This is a genomic window from Brevundimonas diminuta (genome assembly GCF_022654015.1).
In the GTDB taxonomy this organism is placed as follows: domain Bacteria; phylum Pseudomonadota; class Alphaproteobacteria; order Caulobacterales; family Caulobacteraceae; genus Brevundimonas; species Brevundimonas diminuta_C.
Window position 1 is genome coordinate 726,133 of sequence record NZ_CP073063.1, and the last position, 19,896, is coordinate 746,028.

Sequence of the window (19,896 nt, forward strand, 5' to 3'; positions counted from 1 at the left end):
GACGCAAGGTCAGGACCACGGCCCCTTGGGCGCGGGGCTGGTCGAGGCGGCTTGCGGCTCGGCGGGAGCCGCAGCCGGGGTCGCGGGCTGCGGACGGGCGTGGCCGCGCGGGTCGGCGTGGATCAGGATGTCGGCGGCGGGATACTGGGCCAGCACCCGGTTTTCGGCGGCGACGACGATGGCGTGTGCGGCGTCCAGCGTCTGGTGCGCGTCCAGGTCGACGTGCATCTGGATCATCATCACCTGACCGGACATGCGGGTGCGCAGCTGGTGCACGCCGAAGACCTGGGAATCGGCCAGGACAGCCTTGGTGATGGCGGCGCGGTCGGCCTCGGGCACGGCGCGGTCGAGCAGGTGATCGGCGGCGGCCTTCAACATGCCGGTCGCGCCCCAGAACAGCCAGACGGCGACGACGATGCCCGCGGCCGCATCCAGTCCCGGCGCGCCGAGGAAGGCGCCCGAGATGACGCCGATCAGCACCACGACGTTGGCGGCGAGGTCCGCCGCATAGTGGGCGCGGTCGCCGGCGACGGCGACGGAGCCGGTCTTCTTCAAGGCCTGGGTCTGCATCCACACCAGCCAGGCCGTGATGACGATGGTGGCGACCACGATCCCGCTCGCCCACAGGCCGGCGGTCACGGGACGGGGATCGAAGATGCGTTGAACCCCCTCCCAGGCGATGAAGATGGCCGAGGCGAAGACCAACCCGGCCTGGACCAGGGCGGACAAAGCCTCGCCCTTGCCGTGGCCATAGCGGTGGTTCTCATCGGCCGGGGCGGCGGCCCAGCGCACGGCGAAGAAGGTGGTCAGGGACGCCGCCAGATCCAGAACCGAATCCGCCAAGGTCGCCAGGATGGAGACCGAGCCGGACGCGCCCAGCGCGAACGCCTTCATCGCGATCAGCGCCACCGCAACCCCGACCGACAGGCGGGTGATGCGGCGCGTGGCCAGATGGGCGTCGTCAAGCGAGGCGGGGGCGGGGGCGGGCGTCGTCATTGTCGGCTTCTTCTCGCGCAATCGTGGCTGAAAGCCAACCGCTGGCCCAAACGGGTCGTTCCGTCCGAAACGATCATGCTCTAGGGGGAAGGCATCCGGGCGCGGCGCGTTCCGGGCGCATTGGTTTTCGAGGGTCTCATGTCGGACTGGCTTGCCGCCATCATTCTGGGTCTGGTCGAGGGGCTGACCGAGTTCATTCCCGTTTCGTCCACCGGCCATATGCTGCTCTTGGGCCACTTCATGGGCTTCGAGAGCGCGGGCAAGACGTTCGAGATCGTGATCCAGCTGGGCGCCCTGCTGGCCATCGTCAGCGTCTATTTCAAGAAGCTGTGGACCCTGGCGACGCGCTGGCCCTTCGACGCCGAGGCGCGCCGGTTCCTGATCGGGCTGCTGGTCGCCTTCGCGCCGGCCGTCGTGATCGGTTTTCTAGCCTATGACTTCATCAAGACGGTGCTGTTCGAGACGCCCCAGGTGGTGTGCATCGCCCTGATCGTCGGCGGGGTGATCCTGCTGCTGCTGGACCGGATGGACAAGAAGCCCAAATGGCTGGACGCCGAGGCTTATCCGATGCGGATCTATTTCCTGATCGGCCTGTTCCAGTGCCTGGCCATGATCCCCGGCGTGTCGCGGTCCGGCGCCACCATCGCCGGCGGCCTGCTGCTGAAAACAGACAAGCGGTCGGCGGCCGAGTTCAGCTTCTTTCTGGCCCTGCCGACCATGGGGGCAGCGGTGGCCTATGACCTGCTGAAGAACCACAAGACGCTGGATTTCAGCGACATCGGCCTGATCGCCGTGGGCTTCGTCGTGGCCTTCATCTCGGCCTTGGCTGTGGTGCGGTTCCTGTTGGATTTCGTATCCAAGCGGGGCTTCGGCGTCTTCGCCTGGTGGCGGATCGTGGTCGGGGTCGTGGGTCTGGCGCTGTTGCAGGCGGGGTTCTGAGGCCATGACCACGCTATTGTATGGCCGTCCGCCGGTCGTCTTCGATCCGCCCGGCGACGCGATCCAGACCTCGCCCCTGATCCCGGACTCGGCGGCGCTGGAGGCGCAGGAACCCGGTTCGGCCGCCAGCATCATGATCTACGCCCCGCCCGGCGTGCTGGAGCGACGCTATGTGCTGGCCCTGGCGCTGAGGGCGCTGAAGGTCGGGGGACGGCTGGACGTCATGGCGCCCAAGGACAAGGGCGGATCGCGCCTGGGCAAGGAGTTGAAGGCGTTCGGCGTTGAGGTCGCCGAGACCGCCAAGGCGCATCATCGCCGCTGCGTCGTCATTCGACCCGAAACGGTCGAGGGGCTGGACGAGGCCATCGCCGCGGGCGGACCGCAGATCGTGCCGGGACTGGAAGGCTGGTCGCAGCCGGGCGTGTTCGCCTGGGACCGGATCGATCCGGGTTCGGCGCTGCTGGCCGAACATCTGCCGGCGATGAAGGGCGAGGTGGTCGATCTGGGCTGCGGCTATGGCGCGCTGTCGATCGTGGTGCTGCGCTCGCCCGCCGTGACCAAGCTGAAGATGGTCGATCTGGACCGGCGCGCCATCCAGGCCGCTCGCCGCAATATCGAGGACGACCGCGCCAAGGTGTGGTGGTCGGACGCCCGCACCCTGGAGGCCAAGGGCGACAAGGATTTCGTGGTCAGCAATCCGCCCTTCCACGACGGCGGCGCCGAGGACCGGCGGCTGGGTCAGGCCTTTGTCCGCAAGGCGGCGGAGCTGCTGAAAAAGGGCGGCGTCGCCTGGGTCGTGGCCAACCGGCACCTGCCTTATGAGGCCGAGCTGAACGCGGCGTTCAAGCGGGTGCGGCTGGTCGCCGAGGCAGGCGGCTACAAGCTGTTCGAGGCGGTGAAGTGACCGGGCTCAAGCAGTTCGAAGGGCGGTAGCGCATGAAGAAAGTCCCGACGTCGAGGGTCGATCGTCTGCTGGGCTCGATGGGCTATGGATCACGCGCCGAGATGGCGCGGATGGCCAAGGCGGGCGGCATCGTGCTGGATGGGGCGGACCTGACGGACGTGTCCAAACGCATCCCCGTCACGCCTGATCTGCCGAGCCGGATGGAGATCGACGGCGAGCCGCTGGACCCCGTTCAGGGTCTGGTGATCCTGCTGAACAAGCCGCTGGGCATGACCTGTTCGCACAAGGAAGAGGGGGCGCTGGTCTATGACATCCTGCCGGGGCGCTGGCGGGCGCGCGATCCCGCCATCTCGACCATCGGACGGCTGGACAAGCAGACAACGGGTCTGCTGCTGCTGACCGACGACGGCGATCTGCTGCACCGGGTGATCAGTCCCAAACGTCATGTGGCCAAGGTTTACCGGGCGGGTCTGGCGCGGCCGCTGACGGGCACGGAAGGCGCGCTGTTCGCTTCGGGCGAGCTGGTGCTGGAGGGCGAGGACAAGCCATTGGCGCCGGCAGTGCTGGAGGTGGTTTCGCCGACCGAGGCTCTGCTGACGGTGACGGAAGGCCGCTATCACCAGGTGCGCCGGATGTTCGCCGCAGCCGGCAACCACGTCGAAACCCTTCATCGCGAACAGCTGGGCGGACTGGTCCTGCCCGCCGATCTGGCGCCCGGTCAGTGGCGGCTGGCGACGGCGGACGAGGTCGCCTCGATCTTCACTGCGCCCGAGCGCGTGGGTTGAAGCTCTTGACGCCCGCGGGATCGGACGCGCAGGTCGAGGAATGACCACCAAGATCAAGATCTGCGGCCTGACCACGCCCGACACGCTCAACGTCGCTCTGGAGGGCGGAGCGGATTTCGTTGGGGCGGTGGTGTTCCCCAAAAGCCCGCGCCATCTGGCGCCCGAAGCCGCCGCCGCCCTGTTCGAGCGCTCGCGGGGGCGGGCGAAGATCGTGGCGGTGACGGTCGATCCCGACGATGCCCTGCTGCAACAGATCGCCCGGACGCTGAGGCCCGACTTCATCCAACTGCATGGGTCTGAGGCGCCCACGCGGGCCGACCACGTGCGGGCCCTGACCGGCGCTGGGATTATCAAGGCCCTGCCCATCCGCCAGGCGGACGACTTCGCAGCCGCCGATGCATGGGACGATCATGCCGATCATCTCATGTTCGACGCCAAGCCGCCGGAGGGGTCGGCCCTGCCCGGCGGGGTGGGGCACAGCTTCGACTGGACCCTGTTGGCCGGCCGCGCCTTTCGTCGTCCGTGGTTCCTGGCCGGGGGGCTGAACCCGGATAATGTGGCCGAGGCGCTGATGATAACGGGCGCGCCCATGGTCGATGTGTCCTCTGGCGTGGAAAGCGCGCCGGGTGTTAAGGACGCTGACCGGATCGCGGCCTTCATCCAAAACGCGCGCCGGTCGTAATTGCGACGCCTCTCCGCGTGAAAGTCGAAACCGTGAACGCCCAAACCTCCATTCAAGCCGCCGATTCCACCCAGCCGCTGTCGAACGCCTATGCCTGGCCGGACGCGCAGGGTCGCTTCGGTCCGTATGGCGGTCAGTTCGTGGCCGAAACCCTGATGCCGCTGATCCACGAGCTGGACGCGGCCTACAAGGCGGCCAAGGCGGACCCCAGTTTCCAGGCCGAGCTGGACGGTTATCTGGAGCATTACGTCGGTCGCGAAAGCCCGCTGTATTTTGCCGAACGCCTGACCGAACATTTCGGCGGGGCCAAGATTTGGCTGAAGCGCGAGGACCTGAACCACACGGGCGCGCATAAGATCAACAACTGCATGGGCCAGATCCTGCTGGCCCGCCGCATGGGCAAGACGCGCATCATCGCCGAGACCGGCGCGGGGCAGCACGGCGTGGCCTCGGCGACCGTCTCGGCGCGGTTCGGCCTGCCTTGCACCGTCTATATGGGCGCGGTTGACGTGGAGCGGCAGCAGCCGAACGTCTTCCGCATGCGTCTGCTGAGTTCGGAAGTCTTCTCGGTCACGGCCGGCGCCGCGACCCTGAAGGACGCGATGAACGAGGCGATGCGCGACTGGGTCACCAACGTCTCGGACACCTATTACATCATCGGCACGGCGGCGGGTCCGCACCCCTATCCGGCCATGGTGCGCGATTTCCAGTCGGTGATCGGCAAGGAGATCAAGAGCCAGTCGATGGCCCGGATGGGCAAGCTGCCCGAAGCGGTGGTCGCCTGCATCGGCGGCGGGTCGAACGCCATCGGCGCCTTCCACCCCTTCATCGAGGACGAGGGCGTGCGGCTGATCGGCGTCGAAGCGGCCGGCCATGGTCTGGATACGCCGGATCACGCGGCGTCGCTGAAGGGCGGGCGGTCGGGCGTGCTGCACGGCAACCGGACCTATTTGCTTCAGGACGAGGACGGCAACATCGTCGAGGGGCACTCGATCTCGGCCGGGCTGGACTATCCCGGCATCGGGCCGGAACACGCCTGGCTGCACGACATCGGCCGGGCCGAATACCGCTCGGCGACGGACAATGAGGCGCTGGAAGCCTTCCAGCTGTGCTCGAAGCTGGAAGGCATCATTCCGGCGCTGGAGCCCGCCCACGCCCTGGCGCGGACGGGCGAAGTGGCGCGCGAAGTCGGCAAGGGCGGCGACGTCGTCCTGCTGATGTCGGGGCGCGGCGACAAGGACATCTTCCAGGTCGCCAAACATCTGGGAGTGAACCTGTGATCCGTACCCTTCTTGCGGCGACCGCCGTCCTGAGCCTGTCCGCCGCCGTTGCGCAGGCCCAGACGCCTGGCCAGACGCCGGCCCCCGCTGCGCCGCAGTCGGTGCCGCAAGGCGGTCCGGCCGACGTCGGCCTGCTGCCCGGCGCCGAGTTGTCACCCGATTGCGGGGGACTGAACAATCTGACGGGGCGCGCTTGGTGCGTGACCGCGCAGCTGGGCCAGATCGGCGCCCTGGCCGATGCCTATATCGCCGATCTGGAAACCAAGAACTGGCTGGCCGCCGGCGGCGACGATAACCGGGTCGTCTTCATCAAGCGCCGCGAGGCCGGCGGCTGCGACGGCATACAGATGGTCGCCTTCTACGACACCACCAAGACCGCCGTCGCCGAACTGCCCGGCTATCTGGGCTTCGCCACCATTCCGGGCGACGTGTGCGGGGCTGCTGCGGCCGCGACACCGCCTGCCGCCGCCGGATCGCCGCAACAATGACCACCGCCCGTATCGATGCGCGCTTCAAGGCGCTGAAGGCCGAGGGCCGTGCGGCCTTCATCCCCTATGTGATGGGCGGCGATCCGTCGCGCGAAGAGGCGTTGGCGATCCTGAACGGGCTGCCGACTGCGGGCGCGGACATCATCGAACTGGGCTTTCCGTTCAGCGATCCGATGGCCGAGGGGCCGCCGATCCAGCGGGCGGCGATCCGGGGCATGGCGGCGGGTTTCGGCCTGCGCTCGACCATGGATTTGGCCAGGGAGTTCCGACAGGGCGACGACGCCACGCCCATCGTGCTGATGGGCTATCTGAACCCGATCGAGAGCCTGGGCTATGACGCCTTCGCCGCCTACGCCGCCGACTGCGGCATCGACGGGCTGATCGTCGTGGACTGCCCGCCGGAAGAGGCCGGGCCGCTGATCGAGGCGCTGGACAAGGTGTCGATCTCGCTGATCCGGCTGGCGACGCCGACCTCGGACGACGAGCGGCTGAAGATCGTGGTCCAAGGCACCTCGGGCTTCGTCTATTACGTCGCCGTCGCGGGCGTGACGGGCGTCAAGGAAGCGAACGCCGATGTGGTGGCGCCGGCGGTCGAGCGGGTGCGCAAGGCCTCTGGCCTGCCGGTCGCGGTCGGGTTCGGGGTCAAGACGCCTGAGCGGGCCGCCGAAATCGCCCGCGTCGCCGATGCGGTGGTCGTGGGCTCGGCCCTGGTGGACGAGGTGGCGGCGGCGCTGGAGGCGAACGAACCCGTCGCGCCGCGCGTTCTGGCCCGGGTGAAGGCGCTGGGCGATGCGGTTCGATCCGTCGCCGCTAGTGCTTCCGTGGCGGAAACCGTCTAAGAGCGCCGGGATGAACGACAAGATCAAGCCTCAGGAAAAGCGCGGCGGCTGGCTGAGCCGCTTTGCGCCCGGCGTGCGCAAGATCGTGTCGCGCCGCGACACCCCGGACAATCTCTGGGTCAAGGATCCCGACAGCGGCGAGATGTTGTATCGCTCGGACCTGGAGGCCGCCCTTTGGGTGACGCCGTCGGGCCGGCATATGCGCATCGATGCGCCGACGCGCCTGAAGGCCACCTTCGACGGCGGCGTCTTCCAGTCCGTCGACACGCCGGACGTGCCGGAAGATCCTCTGAAATTCTCGGACGGCAAATCCTACAAGGATCGCCTGAACGCCGCGCGCAAGGCCGCAGGCCGCAAGGACACCATGGCCATCGGCTATGGTTCGGTCGGCGGTCAGGACGCGGTCGTGATTGTCCAGGACTTCACCTTCATGGGCGGGTCGCTGGGCATGGCGGCGGGCGAAGCGTTCATCAAGGCGGCGCGCGAGGCGGTGAGCCGCAAGGTTCCGCTGGTCTGTTTCACCGCCGCCGGCGGCGCGCGGATGCAGGAGGGCGCCCTGTCGCTGATGCAGATGGCGCGCACCACCCTGGCCATCGAAGAGCTGAAGGACGCCAGACTGCCTTACGCCGTGGTCCTGACGGATCCGACGACGGGCGGGGTGACGGCCTCCTACGCCATGCTGGGCGATGTGCATCTGGCCGAACCCGGCGCCCTGATCGGCTTCGCCGGTCCACGCGTGATCGAGGCGACCATCCGCGAGAAACTGCCGCCCGGCTTCCAGCGCGCCGAATATCTGCAGGAAAAGGGCATGGTGGACCGGGTCGTGACCCGCGCCGACCTGCCGCGCACCCTGGGTCAGATCCTGTCCATGCTGATGGACGGCGCCCGCGCCGCCGCCTGAAACCGCCTGAAGGGCCAGTCGATCGCGGTCGAGGCCCAAAGGCACCACCAGACGATGACCGGCTGAAACAGCAGGCGCGGGCCGTGATAGGCCCAGCCTAACCCTGCGCCCGACGTCATAAAGTTCACGGCATGCTGGATGTTGGCCGGATAGACACAGACGGCGTAGGCGGCCAGCGCCCAGCCCGCAGCGACCCGCAGGCGCGGGATCATCAGACCCGCCGCGCCCAGCAGTTCGGCGATCCCCGTCAGGGCCACGACCAGGGCCGGCTGCGGAACCCATGCCGGCGTGATCCGCACGAAAGGGCCGGGGACCATCAGATGCAGCACGCCTGCGCCCAGGAATACGGCCGCGAGGACGAGGCGCGCCGCGGTTCTGATCTGCGGCCTGGAAGTCATGTCGCGGTTCTCGAAATCAGGGGGTAAAGGAGGCGGATGGATCCCGTCTCCGAACGACTACGCGCGCGCCACCCCCAGCGGATCGATCTGTCGCTGGAAAGAATGCGCGTGCTGTGCGCGGCCCTTGGCGATCCGCAGCACAAGCTGCCGCCGGTGATCCATGTGGCGGGCACGAATGGCAAGGGGTCGACCGTCGCCCTGATCCGCGCCATCGCCGAGGCGGCGGGGCTGAAGGTGCACGCCTATACCTCGCCTCACCTGGTGCGGTTCAATGAGCGGATCCGGCTGGCCGGCAAGCTGATCGAGGACGACCATCTGAACGCGATCCTGGACCGGATCGAGGCGGTCATGGCCGAGACGGACAGCGAGGCCACGGTGTTCGAAAGCACCACCGCCGCCGCCTTTCTGGCCATGTCCGAGACGCCCGCCGATCTGGCCATCATCGAAGTGGGTCTGGGCGGGGTGCTGGACGCCACAAACGTCATCGAACGGCCGTTGCTCAGCGTCATCGCCCCGGTCGATTACGACCATGCGGAGTTCCTGGGCACGGATCTGGCCGCCATCGCCTCGGAAAAGGCAGGGGTGCTGAAGGCCGGAGCGCCGGCCGTGATCGCGCGCCAGAAGGAAGAAGCGATGGCAGCCATCGAACGGCGCGCCGCCGACGTCCATGCGCGGCTGACCGTGCTGGGGGTCGACTTCGACGCCTGGGCCGAGCGGGGCGGTCTGGCGTTCCAGACGGCGGAACTGTTCATGGACCTGCCCGCGCCGGCCCTGGCAGGCGCGCACCAGATCGACAATGCGGCCCTGGCCGTGGCGGCGGCGGTCGAACTGGACCTGCCCGAGGCTGCGATCGCCGAGGGGCTGAAGCGCGTGCGCTGGCCCGCCCGGCTGCAGAGGATTTCGGCGGGTCCATACGGCGCTGCGGCCAAGGCGGCGGAGGCGGAGTTGTGGCTGGACGGAGGGCACAATCCCCATGCGGCACGGGCGCTGGCGGCGTTTCTGGCTGAGCGTCAGGCGCGGGCGCCGCGTCCCCTGGCCCTGATTTGCGGCATGTTGAACAACAAGGATGCGGGCGGTTTCTTCGCCGCGCTGAAGGACAGCCAGGCCACCGTCTTCACCGTCGGCTTCGACGGGGCGGCGGCCGAGCCGACCGCCTTAGCGGCCGTGGCGCGCGGGCACGGGCTGGCGGCAACCCCGGCGGGATCGGTTTCCGAGGCGCTGGACCTGGCGCTGCGCCTGGGCGCAGGCCGGGTCGCCATCTGCGGATCGCTGTATCTGGCCGGCGAGGTCCTGGGCGCCAGCGAGGAGACCTGGCCCGACTAGCGCGTCATCCAGGGCTTGGACTTGCCGGCGGCGATGCGGGCGGCCTGTTCGCGCTGGAAGCGACCGCCACGCGGCGGCTTGGCGCGCGCATCCAGCTTGGCGTTCTTCAGGCGCAGGGCCTTCTGCACCGGGGTCTCGCCGGGGATGTCGTCAGCCGGGTTCGGGGTGTCTTCGTCGCTCATGGCGTCATCCTAGCATGAAAAAACGCCCGCCGGTCGGACCGGCGGGCGCTTGATCTGACGGGGTCGAAAAGGCTCAGGCCTTGACGCCGGCCTCGGCCAGCCACTCGACGATCTTGCCCTTGGGCATGGCGCCGACCTTCATCGAAGCCATCTGGCCGTCCTTGAACAGCATCAGGGTCGGAATGCCCTTCACGCCCAGCTTGGACGGGGTCATGGGGCTGTCGTCGATGTTGATCTTGGCCACGGTGACCTGACCGCCCAGTTCGTCGGCGATCTGTTCCAGCGCCGGGCCGATCTGTTTGCAGGGGCCGCACCATTCGGCCCAGAAATCGACCAGGACCGGGGTCGAGGATTTCAGGACGTCGGCGTCAAAGCTTTCGTCGGTGACTTTCACTGTCGCCATGAATGGCTCCTTGGGCGCTATCGCTCGGCGCGCGGCGCCTCGCTACTTGAGCGCAGGTTGATGTTGGCCGGAGCGTCCGGGTTCGGTCGCAGATGTGGGAGCGAATCGCGGGCAATTCAACTGCCCGCGAGCGCCGCCGCCAGCAGGGTCTCCGGAATGGGCATCAGCTTGGGGCCGTCGGTCCAGACCAGGGCGGCCTCGACCGGGCGGTCGGGGTAGAGGCGTTTCAGCACGGCGACATAGACGGCGGCCTGCAGCACATAGGCGGGATCGACCGCCTCGACGGCGTCCGGCGCAGGGCGGTTGGTCTTGTAATCGACGACCAGAACCTTCTCGGGCGTGACCACCAGCCGGTCGATGCGGCCGTTGATGGCGACGCCGGGCGGCAGGCCGGGCGCTGATCCCGTCAGGGCCACCTCGGCGCGGGAGCCGGGACCGAAGACGGGGGCGAAGCGGGCGTCGTCCAGCACGGAGAAGGCGGCGGCGATCATTTCGGCGCGCTGGGCCTCGTCCAGATCGGTCTCGCGGGCCAGCAGGCGCCGGGCGGCGTCGGAGCGGTCGGCGGGCGCGATCTCGGGCAGGCGTTCCAGCAGCCGGTGGATCAGGTCGCCGCGCCGGAACCGCCCCAGGGAGACAAGGCCCGCCTCGATCCTGGCCAAAGGCGAGGGGGCGGGGATCCGGATCGCGCCGCTCTCCATCCGCGACGGCGAGGCGAAGCGTGCGGCGGCGTCGGCCGGCGGCGGCGAGGCGGCCCAGGCGGGCACGGCGGCGGCGGACCGCACTTCATCGGCGGCGACCGAACGGCGCTCGGGGTCGACGCCATAGCGACGCACGCCGTTGTCGACTTCGCGCACCTGATCGCCCAGGCGGTCGAAGGTCTCAGAGAGGATCGACCACCAGCTGCCGGCCTCGGCGCCCCGGCTTGAGGCGCGACCCATGACGATGACGCGGTCGCGCGCGCGGGTCAGGGCGACATAGAGCAGGCGCAGGGTCTCGTCGTCGGTGCGGGCCTGGCGCGCGGCGCGCGCGTCGGCCGAGGCCGGGCAGTCGTCCTTCGCCGAGCCGGGCGCCATCAGCCAGGCCTCGCCTTCGCCCTCCGGTGTGACCGCGGGCATCAGGGACGGGCCTTGCGCCTTCGCCTTCATGGTGGTGTCGGGCAGGATGACGATGGGCGCCTCCAGACCCTTGGCGCCGTGGACGGTCATGACGCGAACCTCGCCGCGCGCGCCTTCCAGTTCGCGCTTCACCTCGACGTCGGCGGCCTCCAACTGGGCCAGGCAGGTTTCCAGATCGATCGCGCCCCGATTTTCGGCGGCCAGCACCTGGTTCAGGGTTTCGTCGATCGCTTCTTCCGCCTCGCGCCCCAGCCGGGCCAGGATGCGGGCGCGGCCGGAGCGGCCGGTGTCGTCCACCCGGTTCAGGGCCTGAGAGAAGAAGGCGAACGGGTCGCCGCCGCGCGCGCCGATGGCGGCTTGCAACGCATCGCGGGCGCGGGCCCATTCGGGGCGTTCGTGCGCCCGGTCGCGCAGGTCGCGCCACAGCTGGCCGGCCTTACGCTCTTCGCGGCCGGCCAGCGCGTAAAGGCCGTCCTCGTCCACATCGCACAGTGGGCTGCGCAGCACCTCTGCCAGGGACAGGTCGTCGTCGGGGAAGAGGGCGAAACGCGCCAGCGAGATCAGGTCGTCGAAGACGATATGGCTGGACAGCTTCAGCCGGTCCGCGCCCGCGACGGGCACGCCTTCGGTCTTCAACGCGCGGATGATCTCCTCGAACGTCGCGTCGCGGCGGCGGACAAGGACGATGTAGTCGCCGTAGCCGGCGGGGCGCAGGTCGCGGGTGCTGCGATCAAAGACGGCGACGCCGCTTTCGACCTGGCGGCGGATCTCGCGGGCCAGGTCGCGGGCCAGGCGCTTCCTGGCGCTGCCGGCGCTTTCCTGATCGACGGGATCGTCCCAGGCGTCGGTTTCGGGCGCGGGCTCGTCCAGGAACAGGGGCCACAGGTCGATGGCGCCGTGCTGGCCGATGCGGGCGGGCTGGTGTCGGGCGATGTCGCCTTGCGGGCCGGTCAGGGCGCGGGTGCGGTCCGGGTCGGCGAAGACGGCGTCGACGAAGGCCAGCACCTCTTCGGTCGAGCGGTAGGAGGTGTTCAGTTCCGGCCCGGCGAAGGGTTCGCCTGCGCCCTCGGCCAGAGCAAGGAAAGCGCCGCGTTCCTGACGCAGCCGTTCGGGTCGGGCGCCCTGGAAGGAATAGATCGACTGTTTCTCGTCGCCGACGGCGAAGATGGTGCGGCCGGACTTTTCGCCGGAGTAGAACTCGCCGGTCAGGGCGCGGACGATGGCCCATTGTTCGGGGGCGGTGTCCTGGGCTTCGTCGATCAGGACGTGATCGACCCCGCCGTCCAGCTTGTACAGCACCCAGGCGGCGGCCCCGCTTTGGGTCAGCAGAGCGGCGGCGCGCGCGACCAGATCGGGGAAGTCGAGCGCCCCGCGCTGGGCCTTGGCGGCTTCGTAGAAGGCGGTGTGGGCGCGGGCCAGGGTCAGGACCTTGACCGTATCATCGGCGACCTTGGCCTTTCGCAGGGCTTCGCGCGTGGCGAGGAATTTGGTCTGGAGGTCCAGCAGCCAGCCGACCGCGCCCTGCGGCGCCGACTTGGTGCCCATTTTGGCGCGGGGATCGCCCTTCTCAGTGCAGAAGACTTTTGAGAGAGCCGCGAACCCTGCGTAGGGCGGGGCGGCGACGCTCATGGCGTCGGCGATCTTCTTGTCATTGGCCGAGCCGGTTTCCATGGCCTCGGCCATGCGGTTCCACTCGCCGGGATCGATGAAGGCGACGAAATCATGCTCCAGATCCTCCGGGCTGCGATCGCGCTCGGCGCCGGTCAGGGACCAGGGATCGGGCGCGGTTCCGGCCTCGGCGCGGTCTATGTAGTCCAGCAGATCAGCGCGTTTCGCCTCGATCATCGACAGCAGGGCCTGGAACCTCTGCCAGTCCAGCTCGACGGCGAAATGGCTGTAGGCTTGGCCGATCGGGCCGTCCGGATCGGCGACGGCGGCGCGGGCCAGATCTTCGCGCGCGGCGTGGCTGAGGGCGGTCGCCGCCTGGTCTTCCAGCACGGTGAAGCGGGGCGAGACCCCGGCTTCCAGCGGGAACCGGCGCAGCAGCTTTTCGCAGAAGGCGTGGATGGTCTGGATCTTCAGGCCGCCGGGCGTCTCCAGCGCGCGGGCGAACAGCTTGCGCGCGCTGGAAAGCGCGGCGTGATCCATCGCCTGCGGGTCGCCGTCGTCCAGCCGGGCCAGCTCGCGCGACAGGGCGGCGTCGTCCAGCACGGCCCAGCCGCCCAACTGGTCGAACAGCCGGGCCTGCATCTCGGCGGCGGCGGCCTTGGTGTAGGTCACGCACAGGATGGCGCCGGGATCGACCTGATCCAGCAGCAGCCGCGCCACCCGGTTGACCAGGGTGGTGGTCTTGCCCGAACCGGCGTTGGCTGTGACGAAGACGGTCAGGCGCGGATCGGCAGCCAAGATCTGAGGGGGGACGATCTGGGGGGCAGTGCTCATTCTTCGTCCCCGTCGCCGATCACCGACCATTCCCAGACGCGGGCCAGATGATCGTAGTTGCCGCCCTGGTTGCCCATGAACTGAGGCGCGGCCCAGGAGACATAAGGCGTGTTCTCGTCGTCGAAACGCGCGACCCGGCGCTTCAGCCCGTCCAGCGCAGCCTGGGCCAGATCGGCGGCCTCAAGGCCCGAGGCGCGGGTGACGACTTCGCCCGCCGTCTTTCGCCCCACCACGCGGACATAGGTCAGTTCATCGGGCGTGACCGGGCCGTTGGTGTCCTTGAACCCGCCGTCGGCCAGGATGGCGGCGGTCAGGGTCAGTTGAGGGGCGAAGCCGGACTTGACCTGTTTGGCGGACGGCGCCGCCCCGGTCTTGAAGTCCATGACCGCCGCGCCGTCGGAGGCCAGTTCGATCCGGTCGGCGAAAGCCTTGACGGTGAAGGGGCCGGCGGGGGCGTCGAAGATCATCGTCCCCTGCTGTTCGACCAGGATGTCGACGCCGCGCGCGCGACGGCGACGCTCGAACTCGGTCAGCCAGCGGGCGCAGTTGCGGGCCAGCGGGGCCTCGCGCGCCATGGCCGCATCCTCGAACCCGCGCGCGCCCAGTTCGCGCAGCAGATGGTCGTGCAGGATGGTTTCGCAGTCGTCGGGCAGGGCGTTGGGCCAGTCCAGCGTTAGCCGCTCGATGGCGGCGTGGACGGCGTTGCCGCGCGCCAGCGCCTCGGCCGAGGCGCCGGGCCGTTCCATCGCCTCCAGCCCCAGCACCCACAGGGCGTAGATGGCGTAGGGATCGCGCACCCAGCGTTCGATGCGGGTGACATACAGGCTGCGCGGGCGGCGATGCACGGGCGGGCGCGGCTCGGGCCGTTTGGCGAAGCGCGGCGGGCCGGGCGGGGGCGCGTCCAGGGCGCGGGCCCAGTCGATGACGGCCGCCGGGCGGGCGATGGCGACGGGCGTCTCGACAGCGTTCGCGCCGCGCGTCAGCATCTCCAGCCGCCATAGCCAACGCGAGCGGACGGCGGGCTGGCCGCCGCGCCGCTCGCTGTGGATCAGGATGACCTCATCGGCGCAGGCGGCCTGGACGAAATCCTGCGCCGTCTGGCCCAGGCGACGTTCGGGCGGCGGCAGGCCCAGGGCCTTGCGCATAGGGCGCGACAGGAAGGGATCGGTCGGGGCCGCCTGGGGCCAGACGCCCTCCTCCAGCCCGGCCAGGATCATCCGGTCCGCCCTGACCAGACGCGCCTCGATGGCGCCGAGAATGCGCAGCGACGGATGGGTCGCCCCCCCGGTCCGCACGACGTTTTCCTTGACCAGAGACGTGACCAGTTCGGCCAGTTCCGCGCGGCGGATGCGGCCAAGGGACGCTCCGCCTTCGATCAGGCCGGACAATAGGGCGGCGGCGGCCTCGCCGTCGGCACCGGCCCAGGCGTCCTGGCCGGCCAGGGTCTCGATCAGCCGGGTCAGGGCCGAGGCGGCGACGTTCAGATCCGCGTCTGGGATCAAGGCGGCGGTCGCGGTCTCGATGGCGGCCTGAAGCTGATCGACCAGGCGGGTCGCGGCCGACAGGCGGCCCTGTTTCCACTCGGGCGGTGCCTTGCCGCGCCGGTCGGGCTGGACCGCCTCCAGCAGACGGCGATGGATGGCGGCGAAGTCGCGCGGGCGGGGACCGCGCAGGGCGTGTTCCTCAACCGCGGCGACGGCTGCCGCTTGAGAGGCCTCGCCCAGGTCGAACCGGGCCAGCGGATGTTTGACGACGGCGAGCAGTATATGGGGCTGGACCGGATCGGCGATCCAGCGGGCGCACAGATCGATCAGGGCCCCGGCAGGCAGGCGCGACAGCGGGGCGCCGGCGGACGAATCTGGGATGACGCCCCAGCGTTCCAACCGGGCGGCGACGCGGCGACCCAGGGCCTGGTCCGGGGTGACCAGGGCGCACGTCCTGCCCGGCGTTTCCAACGTCTCGCGCATCATCACGGCGATGGCGGCGGCGGCCTCTTCCTCGGCTCGGACGGACAGAAGGGACAGGCCCTGAAGCCCTTCGGCGATGGGGTCGCGCGCCTCGCTACGCGCAGCGGCGGCCGAGCGGAGGTCGCGGATGGCGCGGCGCCAGTCGTCTGTCGCCTCGGCCGGACGCAGGGCTTCGTTGACAAGCCGCTGGCGCGCCAGTCCGCGCGCATCGACGGCCGCAGGAACGGCGGGGCGGAACCAGGGGCGGACGCTCTCGCGCGCGATCTCGCAGCGGTCCAGCAGCCGCTTCATCGCGCTTTGCGGATGTTGTTCGTCCAGCCGGTCCCAGACGCCGGCATCTAGTTCCAGGTCGAGGCCGGGCAGGACGACGCAGCCCAGCGGCGCTCGCGCCACGGCCTTCAACACGTCGCCGGCGGCGGGGACGGTGCCGGTCGAACCGGCGGCGATGACAGGCTGGCGCGGCGGCTCGCGGTCCCACAGATCGGCGAGGCGGCGCAGCAGAGTCGCGCGACGCCAGGCCGGATCGACCAGACCCAGTTCGGCCAGACGCTTCGGCCAGGCCTCGACGGCGAGGGCCAGAAACTCGGCCGACCGTTCCCAGTGTTCGGCCATCTCGCCGTCGACCAGTGTGGCGATCCGCTCGGGGTTCTGAATCTCTTCCAGTTGGCAGGAATCGAGGAAGCCGCCCAGCGCATCGGCCAGATCCAGCGCGCGCATCGGGCTCAGGGACGCATCGAACCGTTCGACGATCATCCGCGCCATCTCGAACCGGCGCGTCAGGGCGGGGATGGCGGGCGGCAGATCAAGGCCGAGGGCGCCGGGCGTAAACGGCGGCTCGTCTTCCTCCAGATCGCCCAGCGGCCGGACCTGGGGCAGCAGGATGGGGCGACCCTGCGACAGCTTGGACAGGGCGCCGGTGAAGGCGCGCGCGGCCCGGCGGTTGGGCAACAGGATGGTGGCGTCCGACAGGGTCTCGGGCGGCAGATCGCCCAGCCAGGCCAGCACCCCGGCGGCCAGGTCCTCAAGGAACGGCCGGTACGCAGGGATGGCGTACCAGCGCGGCGTGTCGCCAAAGAAGGGATCGAAGGCGCTCACGCGTCTCCCGCCAGTTTCGCCTCGGCCTCATCCCGCGCCTGCGGGTCGCCGACGTGCATCCAGTCGCCGTCCAGGACGCAGCCGAACAGACGGCCCTCGGCGGCCGACTTGCGCCAAAGGGGGCTGAGGGAGAAGGGCCCGTCGGGGCCGTGATCGGCATAGCCGGGGCGGGTGATGTGGACGCCCATATAAGCGAACGGCGCGGACGGGGCGTCGCCCCGGAACGTCAGCGTCCCGTCGTCGGCCATGAAGAAATCGCCATCGCCCTCAAAGCCGATGGAGCCTTCGCGGCGCGCCAGCAGCAGGGCGGCGTCCATCGTCTCGGGGTTCCACAGGCGGATCAGATCGGTCAGGGCGGCGCCTCGGTCGATCCAGACACTGTCGATATTGGCGACGAACACGGGATCGTCGCCCAGCAGGGCGCGGGCCTTCTTCAGCCCGCCGCCGGTTTCCAGCAGCTCGGCGCGTTCGTCGGAAATGACGATCTGCGGCCCGCGTCTGCGCGCCGTCAGATGCGCTTCCAGTCGGTCGGCGAACCAGTGAACATTGACCACGGCCCGTTCGACCCCAGCCTCGGCCAGTCGGTCCAGCACATGGTCGATCAGGGCGCGACCGCCCACCTCGACCAGGGCCTTGGGCCGGTCGTCGGTCAGGGGACGCATGCGCGTGCCCAGCCCGGCGGCGAGCACCATTGCGGTCTTGTGAGCGGTCATGCGCGCACCTCGGCAGGCACGTAGCGATCGAACCAGCGGGCGACGGGCGCCAGGGCCGGCTGGTCCAGATTGGCGTTTAAATGCCGCCACATGCGCGGCAGGAACTGGCGGTAACGGGGCTTTCCGTCGCGCGCGATCAGACGGGCGAAGATGCCGATGATCCGCGCCTCGTTCAGGGCGGCCAGGCCTGAGTAGTCGGCCATGAAGGCGGCGCGGTCGACGCCGGGGCGCAGCGCGAAATAGCGGTCCAGCGCCTCGGCCTCCAGCGCGGGCGACACGTCGCGGCGGGCGTCCTGAAGCAGGGAGTGAAGGTCCCAGGAGGGGTGGGCGCGGACCGCGTCCTGGAAGTCGATCATGCCGACGCGGGCGGGGCCTTCGCGCTGGGGCAGCCAGATCAGGTTTTCCGCATGATAGTCGCGGTGGGCCATGACCGAGGCGCCGGCTGCGCCCGAGGCGACGATGGGCGCCCAGGCCGCACGCCAGTCGGCGATGGCGGCGGCGTCGAAGCGGACGCGGTCGTCGAGTTTCGGCAGCCATTCGACGAACAGATCGGCCCCGCCCTGAAGCGCCGTCTGGTCATAGGTCAGCAGGGGCCAGTCGCCGCCGGGCCCGTGCAGGGTCTCGGGTGGAGCGCCCGCCTCGTGCAGCACGGCCAGCGCGTCGATGGCGGCCAGATAAAGCGGCGTTTCGTCTGTGCCGTCTTCGATCACGCGGGCGAACAGGTCGTCGCCGAAATCCTCCAGCACGGCCAGGCCGTTGGCGGCGTCCAGCGACGGGATCTCAGGGGCGGACAGGCCCAGGGACTTCAGATGGGCGGCGACGGCGGCGAAGGCCTCGATCCGGCCGGCCGACAGGCGGGCGACGGCGTTCCAGCCGGCGGCGTGACGCTGCGCCGGCGTCCAGCGCGGATCGCACGGCTGGCTCTCGGCGGCGGGCGCCTGATCCATCAGCATCAGGGTCGGGCCGGTCGTCGGCGTCAGCCGCTCGTAACGTCGCGTCGAGGCGTCTCCGGACAGGGGGGCGCGCACGGCGTCGGCCAGGCCTGCGGCCTTCAGGAAGTCGAGACGGAGGGTTTCGCGTTCAGACATGCAGTTCCTTCAGCCCCGTTTCCCATCGGCCTACGCCGGAAACGGTCGCAAGGCGGCCGTCGCCCTGCTCGGAGATTTCGATGATCAACTGGTCCGGCCCCAAGAACCGGCCGGGATTGTCGCCTAACCGCTCGGGCCATTCGATCACGGCGCACCCCTCGTCCAGCGCCTCGTCCAGGCCGATCTCGAACGCTTCTTCCGGCCGGGTCAGGCGATAGAGGTCGAAATGGGCGACGGGCGGGTCGCTTTCGTAGAACTGGACCAGGGTGAAGGTCGGGCTGGGCACGTCCTCGTCCGGCGTGGTCAGGGCGCGGATCAGGCCGCGCGCCAGGGTCGACTTGCCCATGCCCAGCGGACCGTAGAGCAGCAGACTGTCGCCCGCCGCCAGCAGGGGGGCGATGGCCTGACCCAGGGCGGTGGTGGCCTCGGCGTCGGGCAGGGCGATCTTCATGGAAACACCGCGTCAGGATCGGCGGCCAAAGTCCGCTCGGTGAAGGTCTTCAACGCCTCGGTGGCCATGGCGGCGTCCACGTCCAGCCGGTCGGCGGGAATGGGCAGACCGACATCGACGCCGAACGGCTTGCCTTCCTTGTTCAGCAACTCGTGAAACAGGGTCACGTCGCGCAGCTCCTGCGAGACCTTGTCGAACAGGTGAAACAGCCGGCTATAGGGGCCGGTGACGTGCATGGGGATCACCGGCGCGTCATACTTGCGCGCCATCGAGGCGGCTGTCGGCGCCCATTCGGGATCGGTCAGGACGCCGTTCTTCTCGCGCGCCAGACGCCCGGCGGGGAACATGACGACGCAGCGTTCGGCCTCGAACGCCTCCCTGGCGGCGTTCAGGGTGGCGCGGGTCTTTTCGCGGGTGCGTTTGTCGTGGACCCATTCGACGGGAATGATGGTCTCGTCCAGCCGGGGCGAGACGCGGATCGCGTCGGCGTTGGCGAAGAAGATCATGTCGCTGCGCCGCTGTTTGATCGCGTCGAACACGGCGACCCCGTCGGCGATGCCGGTGGGGTGGTTGCACACCACGACGCAGCGGCCGGTCGCCGGCAGGCGCTCCAGGTTCGTCGTCGTCACCTTCAGTCTCAGCAGGTCCGAGACGTAGTCGAAGGTCTCGGTCCCCGACAGGTCGCGGATCGCGTCGGCCATTCGCACCGCCGCCCCATAGCCCAGCACGCCGTAGAGCGCCGGCCGCACGACCGGCCACAGCGGCGAGGCGGTCAGGCGCGGCGCGCGTTCGGCGATCAGCACATCGACGATGTGGGGCTGACGACGGGCGGGAAGGGTGGCGGCGGTCATGAAAGATCGCTTGTCGCCGGTTCGGTCGGAGGGGGCAAGATGCGCGGCGTCGTG

At 69.5% G+C, this 19,896-nt stretch carries 19 protein-coding genes; 9 read left to right on the forward strand and 10 right to left on the reverse strand.

The features are described 5' to 3' along the window. Positions 1–9: 9 nt before the first annotated feature. On the reverse strand, positions 10–996 hold the full coding sequence (locus KAK88_RS03530; RefSeq protein ID WP_242077889.1) for a cation diffusion facilitator family transporter: 987 nt from the start codon (positions 994–996) through the stop codon (positions 10–12). Positions 997–1,134: 138 nt separating this feature from the next. Here KAK88_RS03530 and KAK88_RS03535 point away from each other — a divergent pair, with 138 nt between their 5' ends. From KAK88_RS03535 to accD, 8 genes are all read left to right on the forward strand, one after another. Next, positions 1,135–1,935 carry an undecaprenyl-diphosphate phosphatase gene (locus tag KAK88_RS03535; protein ID WP_242077890.1) on the forward strand — a complete coding sequence of 267 codons (801 nt, stop codon included), beginning with the start codon at positions 1,135–1,137 and terminating at the stop codon, positions 1,933–1,935. A 4-nt stretch (positions 1,936–1,939) separates the two neighbouring features. Further along, entirely contained in the window at positions 1,940–2,839 is a 900-nt protein-coding gene (locus KAK88_RS03540) for a class I SAM-dependent methyltransferase (protein WP_242077891.1), read from the forward strand. Positions 2,840–2,871: 32 nt separating this feature from the next. After that, a complete protein-coding gene (locus KAK88_RS03545) occupies positions 2,872–3,624 on the forward strand; it encodes a pseudouridine synthase (RefSeq protein ID WP_242077892.1) in 753 nt (250 codons plus the stop codon). Between the two features lie 40 nt (positions 3,625–3,664). Continuing rightward, positions 3,665–4,306, forward strand: coding sequence for a phosphoribosylanthranilate isomerase (locus tag KAK88_RS03550; RefSeq protein ID WP_242077893.1), 642 nt, complete (start codon positions 3,665–3,667; stop codon positions 4,304–4,306). 77 nt (positions 4,307–4,383) lie between these two features. Further along, positions 4,384–5,586, forward strand: coding sequence for a tryptophan synthase subunit beta (trpB, locus tag KAK88_RS03555; protein WP_242078555.1), 1,203 nt, complete (start codon positions 4,384–4,386; stop codon positions 5,584–5,586). Then, positions 5,583–6,074 (forward strand): hypothetical protein, encoded by a 492-nt coding sequence (locus KAK88_RS03560; protein WP_242077894.1) that lies wholly within the window; start codon positions 5,583–5,585, stop codon positions 6,072–6,074. Before trpB ends, KAK88_RS03560 begins: the two co-directional genes overlap by 4 nt. Continuing rightward, positions 6,071–6,913, forward strand: a complete 843-nt coding sequence (gene trpA / locus KAK88_RS03565) for a tryptophan synthase subunit alpha (RefSeq protein ID WP_242077895.1) — start codon at positions 6,071–6,073, stop codon at positions 6,911–6,913. The genes KAK88_RS03560 and trpA overlap by 4 nt, the downstream gene beginning before the upstream one ends. Positions 6,914–6,923: 10 nt before the next feature. After that, on the forward strand, positions 6,924–7,814 hold the full coding sequence (gene accD / locus KAK88_RS03570; protein WP_242077896.1) for an acetyl-CoA carboxylase, carboxyltransferase subunit beta: 891 nt from the start codon (positions 6,924–6,926) through the stop codon (positions 7,812–7,814). Here the strand turns inward: accD and KAK88_RS03575 are convergent. Beyond that, complete coding sequence (locus KAK88_RS03575; protein WP_242077897.1) at positions 7,769–8,212, reverse strand: DoxX family protein; 444 nt, start codon at positions 8,210–8,212, stop codon at positions 7,769–7,771. The two genes, accD and KAK88_RS03575, sit on opposite strands and share 46 nt — an antisense overlap. Positions 8,213–8,248: 36 nt before the next feature. Here KAK88_RS03575 and KAK88_RS03580 point away from each other — a divergent pair, with 36 nt between their 5' ends. After that, positions 8,249–9,535, forward strand: a complete 1,287-nt coding sequence (locus KAK88_RS03580; RefSeq protein ID WP_242077898.1) for a bifunctional folylpolyglutamate synthase/dihydrofolate synthase — start codon at positions 8,249–8,251, stop codon at positions 9,533–9,535. Here the strand turns inward: KAK88_RS03580 and KAK88_RS03585 are convergent. The 8 genes from KAK88_RS03585 to KAK88_RS03620 form a co-directional block, all read right to left on the reverse strand. Beyond that, complete coding sequence (locus KAK88_RS03585; protein WP_199059482.1) at positions 9,532–9,717, reverse strand: hypothetical protein; 186 nt, start codon at positions 9,715–9,717, stop codon at positions 9,532–9,534. The genes KAK88_RS03580 and KAK88_RS03585 overlap by 4 nt on opposite strands. A 73-nt stretch (positions 9,718–9,790) precedes the next feature. After that, positions 9,791–10,120, reverse strand: coding sequence for a thioredoxin (trxA, locus tag KAK88_RS03590; RefSeq protein WP_017506226.1), 330 nt, complete (start codon positions 10,118–10,120; stop codon positions 9,791–9,793). Positions 10,121–10,236: 116 nt separating this feature from the next. Further along, positions 10,237–13,677, reverse strand: coding sequence for a double-strand break repair helicase AddA (gene addA / locus KAK88_RS03595; protein ID WP_242077899.1), 3,441 nt, complete (start codon positions 13,675–13,677; stop codon positions 10,237–10,239). Continuing rightward, positions 13,674–16,739, reverse strand: a complete 3,066-nt coding sequence (addB, locus tag KAK88_RS03600) for a double-strand break repair protein AddB (protein ID WP_242077900.1) — start codon at positions 16,737–16,739, stop codon at positions 13,674–13,676. Before addB ends, addA begins: the two co-directional genes overlap by 4 nt. Continuing rightward, positions 16,736–17,452 carry an N-acetylmuramate alpha-1-phosphate uridylyltransferase MurU gene (gene murU / locus KAK88_RS03605; RefSeq protein ID WP_242077901.1) on the reverse strand — a complete coding sequence of 239 codons (717 nt, stop codon included), beginning with the start codon at positions 17,450–17,452 and terminating at the stop codon, positions 16,736–16,738. Before murU ends, addB begins: the two co-directional genes overlap by 4 nt. Beyond that, complete coding sequence (gene amgK, locus KAK88_RS03610; RefSeq protein ID WP_242077902.1) at positions 17,449–18,540, reverse strand: N-acetylmuramate/N-acetylglucosamine kinase AmgK; 1,092 nt, start codon at positions 18,538–18,540, stop codon at positions 17,449–17,451. The genes murU and amgK overlap by 4 nt, the downstream gene beginning before the upstream one ends. Beyond that, the gene (gene tsaE / locus KAK88_RS03615) at positions 18,533–18,991 is read right to left on the reverse strand and encodes a tRNA (adenosine(37)-N6)-threonylcarbamoyltransferase complex ATPase subunit type 1 TsaE (protein ID WP_242077903.1); all 459 of its coding nucleotides are present in this window, start codon (positions 18,989–18,991) and stop codon (positions 18,533–18,535) included. Before tsaE ends, amgK begins: the two co-directional genes overlap by 8 nt. Then, positions 18,988–19,842 carry a GNAT family N-acetyltransferase gene (locus KAK88_RS03620; protein WP_242077904.1) on the reverse strand — a complete coding sequence of 285 codons (855 nt, stop codon included), beginning with the start codon at positions 19,840–19,842 and terminating at the stop codon, positions 18,988–18,990. Before KAK88_RS03620 ends, tsaE begins: the two co-directional genes overlap by 4 nt. Between the last annotated feature and the right edge of the window lie 54 nt (positions 19,843–19,896).